Source organism: Prochlorococcus sp. MIT 0801 (assembly GCF_000757865.1).
Lineage (GTDB): Bacteria > Cyanobacteriota > Cyanobacteriia > PCC-6307 > Cyanobiaceae > Prochlorococcus_B.
In genome coordinates, this window is sequence record NZ_CP007754.1 from 689,719 (window position 1) to 702,936 (window position 13,218).

13 protein-coding genes are annotated in these 13,218 nt (G+C 35.0%); 6 read left to right on the forward strand and 7 right to left on the reverse strand.

Annotation, left to right across the window (positions count from 1 at the left end):
• Nucleotides 1–59: 59 nt before the first annotated feature.
• Nucleotides 60–2,396 carry a ribonucleoside-triphosphate reductase, adenosylcobalamin-dependent gene (gene nrdJ, locus EW15_RS03580; RefSeq protein ID WP_038652015.1) on the reverse strand — a complete coding sequence of 779 codons (2,337 nt, stop codon included), beginning with the start codon at nucleotides 2,394–2,396 and terminating at the stop codon, nucleotides 60–62.
• A gap of 113 nt (nucleotides 2,397–2,509) precedes the next feature.
• On the opposite strand from nrdJ, the gene EW15_RS03585 reads away from it, so the two are divergent.
• The 3 genes from EW15_RS03585 to EW15_RS03595 are packed head-to-tail and all read left to right on the forward strand — an operon-like array spanning nucleotide 2,510 to nucleotide 5,642.
• Nucleotides 2,510–3,193, forward strand: a complete 684-nt coding sequence (locus EW15_RS03585) for a trans-aconitate 2-methyltransferase (protein WP_038652017.1) — start codon at nucleotides 2,510–2,512, stop codon at nucleotides 3,191–3,193.
• A 36-nt stretch (nucleotides 3,194–3,229) separates the two neighbouring features.
• Complete coding sequence (locus EW15_RS03590) at nucleotides 3,230–4,897, forward strand: peptide chain release factor 3 (protein WP_038652019.1); 1,668 nt, start codon at nucleotides 3,230–3,232, stop codon at nucleotides 4,895–4,897.
• Nucleotides 4,898–4,952: 55 nt separating this feature from the next.
• On the forward strand, nucleotides 4,953–5,642 hold the full coding sequence (locus tag EW15_RS03595; protein ID WP_038652021.1) for a CPP1-like family protein: 690 nt from the start codon (nucleotides 4,953–4,955) through the stop codon (nucleotides 5,640–5,642).
• Nucleotides 5,643–5,646: 4 nt separating this feature from the next.
• Here EW15_RS03595 and hslO read toward each other — a convergent pair whose 3' ends face one another.
• Nucleotides 5,647–6,546 carry an Hsp33 family molecular chaperone HslO gene (gene hslO, locus EW15_RS03600; RefSeq protein ID WP_038652023.1) on the reverse strand — a complete coding sequence of 300 codons (900 nt, stop codon included), beginning with the start codon at nucleotides 6,544–6,546 and terminating at the stop codon, nucleotides 5,647–5,649.
• Between the two features lie 16 nt (nucleotides 6,547–6,562).
• On the reverse strand, nucleotides 6,563–7,189 hold the full coding sequence (locus EW15_RS03605; protein WP_038652025.1) for an ABC transporter ATP-binding protein: 627 nt from the start codon (nucleotides 7,187–7,189) through the stop codon (nucleotides 6,563–6,565).
• 115 nt (nucleotides 7,190–7,304) lie between these two features.
• Between EW15_RS03605 and EW15_RS03610 the strand changes: the two genes are divergently transcribed.
• From EW15_RS03610 to EW15_RS03620, 3 genes are all read left to right on the forward strand, one after another.
• The gene (locus EW15_RS03610) at nucleotides 7,305–7,754 is read left to right on the forward strand and encodes a DUF3531 family protein (RefSeq protein ID WP_038652026.1); all 450 of its coding nucleotides are present in this window, start codon (nucleotides 7,305–7,307) and stop codon (nucleotides 7,752–7,754) included.
• 6 nt (nucleotides 7,755–7,760) lie between these two features.
• Nucleotides 7,761–8,525, forward strand: a complete 765-nt coding sequence (locus EW15_RS03615) for a 16S rRNA (uracil(1498)-N(3))-methyltransferase (protein WP_038652027.1) — start codon at nucleotides 7,761–7,763, stop codon at nucleotides 8,523–8,525.
• Nucleotides 8,526–8,588: 63 nt separating this feature from the next.
• Entirely contained in the window at nucleotides 8,589–9,332 is a 744-nt protein-coding gene (locus EW15_RS03620; RefSeq protein WP_038652029.1) for a TIGR00297 family protein, read from the forward strand.
• A gap of 5 nt (nucleotides 9,333–9,337) precedes the next feature.
• Here EW15_RS03620 and EW15_RS03625 read toward each other — a convergent pair whose 3' ends face one another.
• Genes EW15_RS03625 through EW15_RS03640 form a run of 4 tightly spaced genes read right to left on the reverse strand, consistent with a single transcriptional unit; the run spans nucleotide 9,338 to nucleotide 13,209 of the window.
• Complete coding sequence (locus tag EW15_RS03625) at nucleotides 9,338–9,985, reverse strand: GDSL-type esterase/lipase family protein (RefSeq protein ID WP_038652031.1); 648 nt, start codon at nucleotides 9,983–9,985, stop codon at nucleotides 9,338–9,340.
• 24 nt (nucleotides 9,986–10,009) lie between these two features.
• Complete coding sequence (locus tag EW15_RS03630) at nucleotides 10,010–11,560, reverse strand: ABC transporter permease (protein ID WP_038652033.1); 1,551 nt, start codon at nucleotides 11,558–11,560, stop codon at nucleotides 10,010–10,012.
• 6 nt (nucleotides 11,561–11,566) lie between these two features.
• Nucleotides 11,567–12,301 carry an ATP-binding cassette domain-containing protein gene (locus EW15_RS03635; RefSeq protein WP_038652035.1) on the reverse strand — a complete coding sequence of 245 codons (735 nt, stop codon included), beginning with the start codon at nucleotides 12,299–12,301 and terminating at the stop codon, nucleotides 11,567–11,569.
• Nucleotides 12,298–13,209, reverse strand: coding sequence for a putative selenate ABC transporter substrate-binding protein (locus EW15_RS03640; RefSeq protein WP_052041165.1), 912 nt, complete (start codon nucleotides 13,207–13,209; stop codon nucleotides 12,298–12,300). Before EW15_RS03640 ends, EW15_RS03635 begins: the two co-directional genes overlap by 4 nt.
• Between the last annotated feature and the right edge of the window lie 9 nt (nucleotides 13,210–13,218).

Below are 13,218 nucleotides of genomic sequence, written 5' to 3' on the forward strand. Positions count from 1 at the left end.
AATTAAAAAATTTTCTCGATTGATATAAAATACCGTCACTCAAGATTGCATGACTGCTCTTAAGATGGCTTCGCTAGAGGGAGTAAGCATTTATCAGAATCGCAACCTGCTGGACCTGCTTCAGTAAGCTCCCCTTGATCATATCGACTAAGAGCATCAAAGAAGTCACAATTGTCTCTTCTTTTTATTACCTCTGAGTGCATTTTTGTATAGCATTCTTCGTCAATAGGTTCAAAAGGAAGTCTAGGGAAGGTTGCATTTGCATCAAACCTGGCCAGCAATGCAGCTGAAATATAACCTTTATTTTCATTGATAGAGCTATGAAGAGCTTTAGCTAAACCCTCTATCTCATTTTCTCTAAATTCAATAGTGGCAGAAGTGTTGTGGTCAGTGTAGTTTGTTTGAACTTGCATATAAAAATCAAATTGTGCAAGAGCTGAGAAGTTGTTGATATCTATTTGATCCGCACCAGGTATGTTTGCCCAACTTACCTCAGTCGGAATTTCAACTAGCCACTCAGTACATTTCGGATCAAATGGATTGTCTAGTAATTTCCCATTTTCATCTTTATCTGACTGAGAAGGAACGATTGTGTATCCATAATCCATGCATGCTAACGCTACTGGATCGTTCTTCCTAAAAGTAATTCTTCTAATAAAACGCTGAGCTTTTGGAGGATGCCAGCCTGGTGAAGCCCCTGTTAGAAGACTTTTTGTTCCCGCAGGTTGAACTGTCGTACAACGACTTGGACGGCGAATATTATGCCTATCACAATACTCAAAAACTGTATCGTTGACGATCTTCCTCCATCGGCTCAAAAAAGTAGCCTCTTTGAGTTTAAAATCCTTTCCTTCTTTTGTCTCAGGTCGTCCAGCTTCCCACCATTTTAACCATGAAGTCCCAAAGGCATGAACAAAAAAGTCAAAAAGTCCTGTGAAACTGACCCCAACAATGGGATCCCATTCGCGACTTTTTCTGTATCGCTCTACTTCAAATCGATGATTAAGGAGACAGGCTACTGACAAAGCTGCTGCTTTGAAAGCATCTTCTTGTTGATTTATGTCTAATGGATCAATTTGATTAAGATGTATTTCTGCAAGATTACAGTGAAAATCTGAACCTAGAATTTCTCCGCAAGGATTAAGACCATATCTACTGAGTCTGTGAAAAAGTTCTTTATCATCAAATGGACCATAATTTGATTGAATCCATTTAGAGGCTTCTTCTTTCCCTTGGTCACAATAGATATCTATAAATTCATTCCTGAGTTCTACTGTTGAAAGTATGTCAGCATTTGAGCGGGCAATTGCCTCTGGTGCAAATTGAATAGCACCCTCCCCTGAATGAAATTGCTTAATAACGGCATCGACAAGAACTTCTAATTCAGGTTTGGTGTGGTAAACACGAGTATGGTTAGCCATTCTTAATGCATCCTTCTCTGGGTCAATACTCCAATTACCATTTAAGTCTTGCTTCCATAAATTTTCTTTAGCACCAGCAGCTTCTAAATCTTGCGAAGAAAATTGGCGCATACCTGCACTTCGTCTGATGTTACCAGCAACGATTGTTACGGCTGCTTCGTCGATAAGTAGACAACATTCAATTGAAGTTAGTTTTCTTCCTTCTGCTTTGTTCAAAAGAGTTGCCACACGTGGGTATAAATCTTTGAGTTTTACAGGGTTCGCCATGCCTCCGAAACCTTTGAGTGATTCACCCGCTGGCCTTACATCTTTTAAGTCAATAGATACATTAACAACTTTAGAATTGAAACTATTGTCACTGCTTAATTCAAGAATCTTTTGGTAGCTATCAACCCATCCACGTCTACTATCCCCAACTTTTATTAGTACATTGTTATCTTGAATAGAAAATGTAGTCTTTTCATTTCTTTCTTCAGAAGGGGTTAATCCAATATCTGTAACATTTGCAATATTAATTCTATTTCTAACCTCTGGCAGTTGATCAATCAAGTGAGGTTCAATTATCGCACCCGTTCCACAACCCATCATGGCTAAATCCATCATAAGTCCAAAGGCTTGCCAATCAACAAGATTCGTTGAGGTGCAATTGTAGGCTCCAGAAAAATTCTTCTCTTTTTCAATCCATTCTGTCCCCCCTATCCAAAGCCATCTACCTGAGGGAAGAGCTTTTTTTTCTTGTTGCATTCTTTGCATTAAATTTATTTCTGCTTCGTTTAGTCCCCCAAGCTTCTTTAGACCATCTAAGTTTCTTATATTTACTTGTTCCCAGCTTTCACGACCAGCTGGAAGTTTCCTGCTATAAGTTCTGTAAAAGACAGGATTGGCTGCAGGTGCAGTTATCGGAAAATCAGTTGTAACATTTCTTTTACCCGATGCTGAATTATTCGTTTCGGGCTGGCTTGTTGCGATTGTCAAAATCTTTGTACCCCTTTTGTATGTTTTACATTAACTCCATCTATAGCGTTGGCAAGTTTTTTTAACACCATCTGCAGGGGTCTTCAAGGAAAAGAAAATTCTTTATTTTAGCAATGAAGCGAACACCGGAACCAGAACTCATGCAAAGCCCCTCGCAGGTAAGGGCTTACGCGGATGCGGATTTCTCTAGGAGTGATTCTATGGTGATTAAATCGCTTGACAAATATTTAAAAAAAATAGGAAAAACTCTCAATAAAACTGATCTAATTTTTGATATAGCATGTGGGCCAGGAAATATTTCAGAGAGAATTGCTAAGAATTGGCCTTTCGTAACCGTTGTAGGAATTGATGGCTCAAAGGAAATGTTGAATGAAGCAGAAAACAAACTTTCCAAAAAATTTACGAAGAATCTCTCTTATCAATTGATTGAAATTAATTCAATAGCCAAAGGTGAAACACATTTTCCTCTTAGAGCTGATGTACTTGTCAGTAATAGCGCCTTGCATCATTTTCATGACCCTTATAGGTTTTGGGGTGCATTAAAAAAACTTGGTAAAACCAAATGTATTCATATTCATCGTGATTTAATAAGGCCTACTTCTTTAGAAAAAGCATTTGAGATAAAAGAAAAACATCTTTCAGATTCCCCAGAAATTCTAAAAAAGGATTTTTATGCATCTCTCAAGGCATCATTTACAGTTGATGAAGTAACTCAACAGCTAATTGATGCAGGGTTATCTCAATTAGAGGTTCTTCAAGTTGATGAGCTTTATTTTGAGATTATTGGGTGTATTTAATCTTTGCCCTGAACAAATGAACAACCAAAAACAATAATGAAATCAACTCCCCAAGACAAGACTAATTTAGATCCAAATTTAGAAGAAGAATTAACTGTATCTTTAAGTACGGAGGTTAGTAAAAGAAGAAATTTTGCGATTATTTCCCACCCTGATGCAGGGAAAACTACTTTGACAGAAAAACTTTTACTTTATGGCGGAGCTATTCAACAAGCAGGAGCTGTAAAAGCAAGAGGAGAACAGAGAAAAGTTACTTCCGATTGGATGGAGATTGAAAAACAAAGAGGTATATCAATTACATCAACTGTTTTACAATTTGCTTATAAAGATAAGACGATAAATTTATTAGACACTCCTGGCCACCAAGACTTCTCGGAAGATACATATAGGACACTTGCCGCAGCTGATAATGCTGTAATGCTTGAGGATGCAGCGAAAGGTCTTGAACCTCAAACAAGGAAGCTTTTTGAGGTTTGCAGAATGCGTCAGATACCAATTTTTACATTTATCAACAAGATGGATAGGCCAGGTCAAGAACCGCTGGAATTATTAGATGAGATTGAGTCTGAATTAGGATTGTCAACCTTTGCAGTCAATTGGCCAATAGGGAGTGGTGAGCTTTTTAGAGGTGTTGTTGAGCGAGCAACCAAAGAAGTTGTTTTATTTTCTAGAGCGGAAAGGGGGAAGCAATCTAATGAAATAAGGTTGGAAATCAATGATCCGGAACTTAAAAACTTAGTAGAAGAAGAGCTATTGACAAAAGCACTTGAAGAGATTGAGATTCTGGATGAGGCTGGTTGTGACTTAAATCAAGAATTAATCTTATCTGGCGAATTAACTCCTGTGTTTTTTGGATCTGCAATGACCAACTTCGGGGTTAGGCCATTTTTAGATAATTTTCTTGAGCTATCTCAGGGACCTGTAGCTCGAAATAGCTTTGATGGGCCAGTAGTTCCTACAAGAGAATCATTTAGTGGATTTGTATTTAAATTACAAGCAAATATGGATCCAAAACATAGGGATAGAGTTGCCTTCGTGCGTGTATGTAGTGGGAGGTTCAAAAAAGATATGACAGTTCAACACGCTAGGACAGGTAAACAAATCAGACTCTCAAGACCCCAAAAGATTTTTGGTCAAGATAGGGCTGTTGTTGATGATGCTTATCCTGGGGATGTTATTGGTTTGAATAACCCGGGAATGTTTTCTATTGGAGATACGTTATTTATAGGACCTAGAGTTGAATTCGAGGGGATCCCGTGTTTTAGCCCTGAGATATTTAGTTGGTTAAGAAATCCAAATCCTTCAGCTTTTAAAAACTTTAGGAAAGGAGTAAATGAATTAAGAGAGGAGGGAGCAGTCCAAATTCTTTATGATAAAGATCAAAGTAAAAGAGATCCAATTCTGGCCGCAGTTGGTCAGCTTCAGCTTGAGGTAGTACAGCATCGACTTGCTAGTGAATATGGAGTAGAAACTAGACTTGAACCGATGGGTTATCAAGTCGCCAGATGGGTAAAAGGGGGATGGCCTGTTTTAGAGGATGTTGGAAGAATTTTTAATTGCAAAACTGTTCAAGACGCTTGGCTTAGACCAGTACTGCTTTTTAAAAATGAATGGAATCTTAATCAGTTAAAGGAAGATCATCCTGAAATGGAATTAAACTCAGTTGCTCCAGTTGTTAGTGGTGTTGATCCTGTTTCCCTCTAAAGTAGATTAAAATCTAATCTTAAAGAGAATTCATAAATCTTTTTTTGCAAAATCTATGGATCCTGGTAGCAATTCACAATCAAATTCAAACTCACAAGATCCATATTTGATTCTTGGAATAAATGAGGGTGCAAGTTTTGATGCTATTCAAGAAGCAAGAGATAAAAAGTTAATAGATGTGGGTGATGACCAAATTACTAAAGCAAAAATTGAAGCTGCTTATGATTCGTTGCTAATGATAAGTCTTAAATCAAGACAACTTGGTAATGCAAGTAATGAGGCAATAAATGCATCAAATAAAGAAAATGAAGCTAAGAAGGTTGGTGATATAGGACCTGGTTCGCTTCTAACTAGGTTGAAAAATTTAAATCTTCCTAAAAACGAGGCTTCAACATCTAACTTTTTACCAAAATTAGAGTTGCCCTCTGGACAAGACTTAAATATACGGATAGCTCTTGGAATATTGGCTTTTTTACTTGTTTTAATTGTACCTTCTGAAAGTGTTGAATTAATACTTTCAGTTTCAACAATAGGCTTATTTATTAGTCAGTCACGTAGAGGTAGGCCTTTCTTTTCTTCTATTATTTGGTGCATTATTCTGCTTAGCATTGGACTTTTATCTGGTGCATTATTTATGGGTGGTGCTCAATCATTTATTGATAACGCTGGATCATTATCTTCAGACAAATTTGAGGCGATACCAGCAGTATTTTTGCTTTGGTTAGGAGTGATTTTTCTTGATTAATCGTCTAATCGATCAAAGTTATCAATTCGTCCTCTTTAACAAGATAAACATTTTTGCAGAATTGACATGTTAGTTCTGCTTTCCCGTCCTCCTTTATCATTTTCTGAAGTTCATCTTTCCCCAAAATCTTTAACGCTGTTATGCTTCTTTCTCTTGAGCATCTACATTTAAAACTAACTTCCTGAGATGTGCTAATAATATCTGAGGGTGATTGATCAAGATCAGGAAAAATCTCTTCAATAAGAGAAATAAGGTTATTCCCTTTTTTGTTTAATAACTCACTAAAAGAATTAATCTCTTTACATCGATCTTCAAGTAAGTCTATCAATGAATAGTCTCGCTCTGCTTTCGGTAGTATTTGTGCTAAAAGCCCTCCGCTACAAACTATTCCATCCTGATTAATTCTTTCTCCAACAAAAACAGCTGAGGGCGTTTGTTCAGAATGTAATAAATAGGAAGCTATGTCTTCACCTATCCCTCCATTAATTAATTCAACTGTACTGTTGTGTGGTTCGCCTTTCCCATCATCTCTAATAACGTGAAGATATCCAATACCAGTAGCTTTTTTAAAATCAAATGAATAGTGATTGCTTTTATTTTTAATTAGGTCTAATTCAAGTCTTGGATCGCCAACGTAACCTCTAACACTTCCATCTCTACCCGCATCAATAGTTAATCCTTTTAGTGGTCCATTTGAGCTTATCCTCAAAGTCACTCTTCCATGATTTACCTTCATAGAGCTTGCTAGCAAAAGGCTTGCACTCATAGCCCTACCTACAATTGCAGAAGTTAAATATGAAAGAGAATGTCTTTCTTTTGCTTCTTTTGTGGCTTCAGTTGTTGATACGGCGACTAGTCTGATCCCTCCTTTTGCAGCAGTAGCTCTAACTAGTGAATCTGTCATTGATTAGTTGGATTGTTTATTGAGGGATAAGTTGACCATTCTGCAACTCGTAATTGTCGGTATTCAAATTTTTAAAAAGTTCGGGTTCATGGGTAACTATTAGAATAGTTTGATTGTCTTTAAGCTTCGCGAGTAATTCTATAATTCCGTTTCTCACTGACCAATCTAAACCAGCTGTTGGCTCGTCCAATAAAAGTACTTTTGGACTCCTTAATAGTTGAACAGCAATAGCTAGTCGTCGTTGTTGCCCTCCACTAAGAGATTCTGGCGGCTTCTTTAAATCTAAGTTGATTAACCCCACTTTTGTGAGAGTTGAAATTTGTTCTTCAGTCGTTAACCTCTTGTGCCCAAGACGTAATTCTTGAGCTACGGATAATCCAAGAAAATATCTTTCTGGAAATTGAAAAACTAATCCACATAACCACCTGCGCTTACGTGCATTTAGAGGTTTGTTAAACCATGTTATCTCTCCTTTCTGATGTCCGGATAGACCGCTAATGATTTCTACTAATGTAGTTTTTCCACTTCCGCTTGCCCCTCTAACAATTGTGATTTTCCCAGTCTTTGATTTTAAACACAAATCTCTTAGGATTGGTTCCTCTGCTGTCGAGGGATGGTAATAAATATTTTTTAAACTAAGCATTCTTTTTTATTGAGGCTTTGATCAAATAAATAATGATTTTTCTATTTTCTTTAATCAATTTACATTAGATTATGTTTGATATCTTTTAGTTTTTCTTTTTCAAGATCTATTGTTTATGGAAGTTAGATTTCGTGAAGTTGATCCTTTCAATTGTTGGATATGGCTTAGATATTCAGGTGTTCCAAGTAAAGGAGAAAAAGATTACATTGATGGTATTTTTGATTCTTGGTATGTGCTAGGCCGACTTGGGGGATTTAATTCTGAAAATTTACAAACGCACGAAATGGGTGCTGATGTCAGTTGGATGAGCTATGAAAATGACGATAGCTCTTCTAGCCTGCCATCATTAATGCATAATCTTGGAGAATTTGAATTTAATGAGTGTTGGGCTAGATGCTGGGTCGATTTAGGCACTTCTGACCTCATAGCAATTGATATTTTGATAAATGTACTAAAACAAATGGATGTTGATGTTATGAAAATAGAGGAACTAATTATCGGAGGAGTTAATGAAGATTGGCCAGTAGAGAAACATCCAGATGCAATTTTTTCTTCAACAGATTAATTTTCTATGGCTGAGAAAAGAAGATTATTTATAAAACTAAATCGATTAAGAGATGAAATCGATTCAAATGGAGAGTTGGAATTGACCTCTAATGAATCCCATTATTTACACAGGGTTATGAGGATGAGATCGGAAGATCTTTTAGAAGTCATTGATGGAAAAGGTCATCTTTGGAACGCAAAAATTGTTGAAAAAAAAACTATAAAACTTACCAATGGTTTTGATAAGCCTCTTCGATTCGTTTCAAGAGAAAGACCATTAATAGGAATTGCTATAGTTATTCCTAAAAAGGGTTTTGAAAACTTTTTACAAATGAGTTGTGAGATAGGAGTTGATATTATTCAACCATTAATCTCAAAACGATCAGTAGTTAAAGAAAGCAATAGCGAGAAAACTATTAGATATAAAAAAATTATTTATGAAGCTGTTGAGCAATCTGAAAGACTCTGGAGTCCAGAATTAATGCAGGTATTGACATTTCCCAATTGGATAAATGATATGCCCTCGGGAACTCAAGTCGGATTTGCTGCAACACGTATTCAAGACTTGCAAGATTGTGTGACTTGGGTAAAAGAAACACCACATGATGTTAATCAAGTTTGGGTGGTAATTGGACCAGAGGGAGGCTGGAATAAAGATGAAGAGGAATTAGCTTTTGAAGCTGGCTTAGTTGGGGTTTCTATGGGCGAAACTATTTTGAGGACATCAACAGCTGCAGTAAGTGCTTGTCAAATAATGACTTCATGGAGAAGACTTAAATCATCCCTTTAAGATTGAATATTTTTGATCATAAAAACGTCTATTGTTTAGAAATAGGTATTCTGAGTAGAAACGATGGGTAACTTGTCTTTTGAAGGCGGTGTTTGGATTAATGCTTTTTTGATTAATTTCTTATTGATACTTTTGGGACAAAGGCTTCCCTTTTTAACTAAGAAAGGTTGGATTCATGCTGGAATACTAGGAACACTTTTATTAGGATCTATTGGTTGGAATGGTTGGATATCAGTTTGTTCATATCTATTATTGGGAACGTTAGTTACAAAAATTGGATACAAAAATAAGGCTTCCCGAGGTATTGCTGAAGCCAGAGGTGGTCAACGCGGCCCTGAAAATGTTTGGGGGTCTGCAGCAACAGGTTGCTCACTTGCCTTATTCAGTTGCATTTGGCCAAATTTTTTAAATTTATTCATGGTGGGTTTTGCTTCTAGTTTCAGTGCAAAGCTTTCCGATACTTTTTCAAGTGAAATTGGCAAAAGATTTGGTAAAAGAACTTTTCTAATAACTACTTTAAAGCAGGTATCACCAGGAACAGAGGGGGCAATAAGCATCGAAGGTTCAATGGCTGGTTTGTTAGGAAGTTTTATTATGACTGTTTTTATGCTTAATCTATCGATCATTTCTGGACTATCTGTTGCTTTTATAGTCTTCTTTTCTGGTTATTTAGCAACTTTTTTGGAAAGTTATATAGGAGCACTAGTTCAAAATAAGATTGATTGGATGACTAATGAATTAGTTAATTCTATCCAGACATCTATAGCCGCTATTATTTCTATCTTTTTATATTTGAAGTTTGTTTGAAATGTTTATTTTAAATCAGCCCAATTCTTCAGTGCTGGCCATTCGCTAATTTGGTCATAAATCCATTTATGACCCTTAGTATTTAGATGTATTCCATCTGATGAGAGTAATTCTTTAAATGATAATAGGTTGATCATTTTCTCATGGATAGATAAAAACGGAACATTTAATTCTAAGCAAGTTTCTTCAATTTTATTTTCATATTTAGAACAAGCTTGATTTGAATACCAAAGACATTCTGCAAAAGGCATTGAGTCTTCATTAACAGGTGTTAATCCAAGAACCATTATATGTACTTCATTCTTAATTTCGTTTACTAATTGTTTTAAGCCAAATTTAAAAGCATCTTCGGAAAGTTGGGGCCTGCCATCTTTTCTCCCAATTCTAGCTGTATCGTTTAATCCAATTGATAGCAAAATACCTTCAGGAACTTTTCTCCTTAACTCTCCCCTTGTTGCCCACTCATTCTTATATCTTATAGCAACTTTCTCTAATCCATCTCCTCTTACTCCAAGGGAATAAATGATGGGTGCTCCATCTAAATTTAACCAGTTTTGTCTTAATCTCTCAGACCATCCCCCTCCCTCTAGATCTCCCCATCCATAAACCCCACTATCTCCAATTATGATTAATTTTTTCTGATATTTATTCATAAGTAGATATGTTGAATAAAATAACTAACTAATGAAATTGTTAGTTGAATTCTTTAACCAATAATTTTGAGAAGTGTTAAATAAAAATTCTCCTGACATTGTTAATAAAGAGAAAGTAGCAGTTATTATCAAGACTTGTGCCCAATTGAATGAGCTTAGTGATTCCTGTAATTGCCACCCCAATCCTACTCCTCCGACTGCACCTATAATTGCTGTTTCCTTTAGAATTACGTCAATTCTATATGCTCCATAAGCTAAGTAACTATTACTTTGGGGGGCTAATATTCCATAAAGTGTTGCTGATTTCTTGCTTGAACCATTGCTTTTAATTGCTCGATAAATACTTTTTTCTTGATTTAGTATGTTATCTGTAAGTAATCTTCCCATTACACCCATATGTGTAATTCCTAGTGATAATGCGGCTACAGATATATTAGGATTAGTAAAAAGAAGAATAAGTATAGTGGTCAATGGAGGAGGTATCAATCTAAAGAATATCCAAATAAGATTCTGAACTCTTAGAGGGAATTTACCTGGGAATAATACTAGTAAAAGAGGAGGTGTCCCTATTGCAATCCCAGACGCGAAAAAAGTTATTAAAATTGTTGTAATGATTAGTTTAAAAAGAGGTAAGGTATTAAATCCATTTCTTATCTCTACGAGTGAAGGTAAATTTAAATACGAAAAGTTTAATGGAGTAAATATCTCAAAATTTAGATTATAAAGCCAACTAATACCTAACGATAGAGATAGTGAGAATATTGATATTGAAATTAAGAAAGAATTTTTCAAACTAATATTATCAGATAGATAACATCTTAAATATCTTATAAAATTCTCTAATAAAATCATAATTAACCAAAGCATCCACAAACAAGTCCACATTTCATTGAACTCAAAGGATTTTAAAGTTAAATATAGTTCTGTTCCTATACCTCCTAATCCAAATATTCCAAGTAATGTTACACTTCTAATTGCACATTCAAACCTGTAACTTCCATATGTAGATACGATAGGTATTAACTTTGGTATTAGAATTGTTATAAATGAGCTCATAAAATCAGATCCGGTTTTCTTAACTGCTATTAGAGGTTGTATGTCAAAACTATCTAGTTGCTCTGAAATTACTCTTGCTGTTAAAGCTGAATAGGGAATGACTATAGATATAATTGCCACCCAAATATTCAAACCTAAAATTTGTATAAATAGCAGGCCCCAGACTACTTCATGTATTGATCTTGGAATTGCTAATGAGTATTTTATGAATTTACCTAAATAAGAAAACTTAGGAATACTTTTCCAAAATAAATCTGTAGAAAGTACACCTAAAAGAATTCCAATAAGCATACTTATAACCCAGCTAGTTAATGCAGTAGAAATTGTTATTTGAAGTCCTTCCCATGCACTTTTAACTACTTCTTCATTGAGCGAAGGTTTTATTGCTGAGCTTATGAATAGAAATATGATATTTAGACCCCCAATATGAAATCCTTTGATGATTTCTATTAGAATGGGAATGTAGGCTATTGATGGGATTAATGTTAATAAAGTTGATACTGGTTTTATTAATTTCATTATGAATTAAAATATCCAATCAAACTCTGATTTATTAATATTATGAATTTCTCTATCTATTACAATCTCTCCATCTTTTAACCCAATAACTCTATTGAAATTATTTATTAAATTAATTTGATGAAGACTTATAAGTATTGTCTCAGGGATTTTAATTCTAAGATAATTTTTTTGATTAATAAATAAATTTAAGATATTTTTTGACAATAAAGGGTCTAAATTTGAGAAAGGTTCGTCTCCTAGAAGAATCTCTGGCTCCTGTCTCAAAAGACGTGCAATTGCTATTCTTTTTTTTTGCCCACCAGAAAGTTTATTTATATAGGAATAAATAGTTTTTTTAGGAAGAGAGACTGCTTCTAGGCATTCTTGGCATAAACCTTTATCTAAGACTCCTAGAAGATTTTTTAAAGCCCAAATGAAATTGTGTTTACCTAGTGCACCGCAGTTTATATTCTGAGCGACATTTAGCTCTTCTATCAAAGATAAATCCTGCCATATAGTTCCTATTTTTGACGACTCAATATTTGAAATATTGTTAATGTGAGAACCTTTCCATAATACATCCCCTTCGTTTGGGATTAGTGATCCATTAGCGATCGATATTAATGTACTTTTGCCAGAGCCACTTTTGCCAATAAGCGCTATTTTCTCGCCTTGATTTATTGTTAAATTAATATCTTGTACTCTAATAATTTCTTTACTGCTATGGCTTATATTTTTTAATTCTAGTAACTTAGTCACTTAATCTTTCCAATTTTCCTACCTACCTTTTCTATTTTATTATAATTCTCGTTTGTTGATATTATAAATTTCTTTGCGCTAAATAATTCGAGAACTTGTTTTTGTTTTTTTGACTTTTCATTGAAACTTAAAAATACATTTGTAAGTTCTTTCGTAAAACCTTTTCTGAACTTTTTATCTAGGTTTCCTTGAGCAAGCCAATGATAATTATGATAAGAAGGAGTCTTCCAAATCACAAAGACTTTAGAGGGGTCCGCGCGTCCTATCTCAAGATTTCTCTTCCATACTTCTTCGCTAAGAGCACCTGCCTCATATGAACCACTTTGCACAAGCATTAATGTTGAATCGTGGCTACCACTAAAACCTGGGCTTGCACCTTTGAAATCTTTAAGTTGAACACCTGCTTTGTTTAAAAAATATTGTGGCATCAATCTTCCTGATGTTGAACTTTCAGAGCCAAAAGTAAAACGCTTACCTTTTAGTGTTTTTAAGTCGTTTATGTTATTTATCTTTTGGATTGAACTTTTCTTGTTTGCAATAAAAATACTATGGAATTTTTCATCAATATCTCTTTGTGCTATTACCTTGGATCCTTTAATTTGAAGTCTTGCTTGTATACCTGTTAAAGCACCGAACCATACTAAATCTAAATTCCCGGTCCTAAAAGCTGTTACAGCTGCAGCATAATTAGTAACTGGTTTATAACGAACTTGAACATTGAGCTGCTCGCTTAATTCAGAGGATAATAGTTTATATAGACGATTCAGGTGCTCTGGGTTTTGATCTGGTATCGCCCCAATGCGAAGTACTTCCTCTGCTTTTAATGAACAAATATTAGATAAATTAAATATTGATAAAAGAGCAATAGCTATTTTAGTGAACTTGATTAATTTTGATGCTTGACGCATTTTTTTTGA

Coding starts and splice junctions, on each gene's coding strand:
- EW15_RS03585 (WP_038652017.1), top strand. CDS start 2,510: ATGAAGCGAACACCGGAACCAGAACTCATGCAAAGCCCCTCGCAGGTA.
- EW15_RS03595 (WP_038652021.1), top strand. CDS start 4,953: ATGGATCCTGGTAGCAATTCACAATCAAATTCAAACTCACAAGATCCA.
- EW15_RS03615 (WP_038652027.1), top strand. CDS start 7,761: ATGGCTGAGAAAAGAAGATTATTTATAAAACTAAATCGATTAAGAGAT.
- EW15_RS03630 (WP_038652033.1), bottom strand. CDS start 11,560: ATGAAATTAATAAAACCAGTATCAACTTTATTAACATTAATCCCATCA.
- EW15_RS03625 (WP_038652031.1), bottom strand. CDS start 9,985: ATGAATAAATATCAGAAAAAATTAATCATAATTGGAGATAGTGGGGTT.
- EW15_RS03590 (WP_038652019.1), top strand. CDS start 3,230: ATGAAATCAACTCCCCAAGACAAGACTAATTTAGATCCAAATTTAGAA.
- EW15_RS03605 (WP_038652025.1), bottom strand. CDS start 7,189: ATGCTTAGTTTAAAAAATATTTATTACCATCCCTCGACAGCAGAGGAA.
- EW15_RS03640 (WP_052041165.1), bottom strand. CDS start 13,209: ATGCGTCAAGCATCAAAATTAATCAAGTTCACTAAAATAGCTATTGCT.
- EW15_RS03620 (WP_038652029.1), top strand. CDS start 8,589: ATGGGTAACTTGTCTTTTGAAGGCGGTGTTTGGATTAATGCTTTTTTG.
- hslO (WP_038652023.1), bottom strand. CDS start 6,546: ATGACAGATTCACTAGTTAGAGCTACTGCTGCAAAAGGAGGGATCAGA.
- EW15_RS03610 (WP_038652026.1), top strand. CDS start 7,305: ATGGAAGTTAGATTTCGTGAAGTTGATCCTTTCAATTGTTGGATATGG.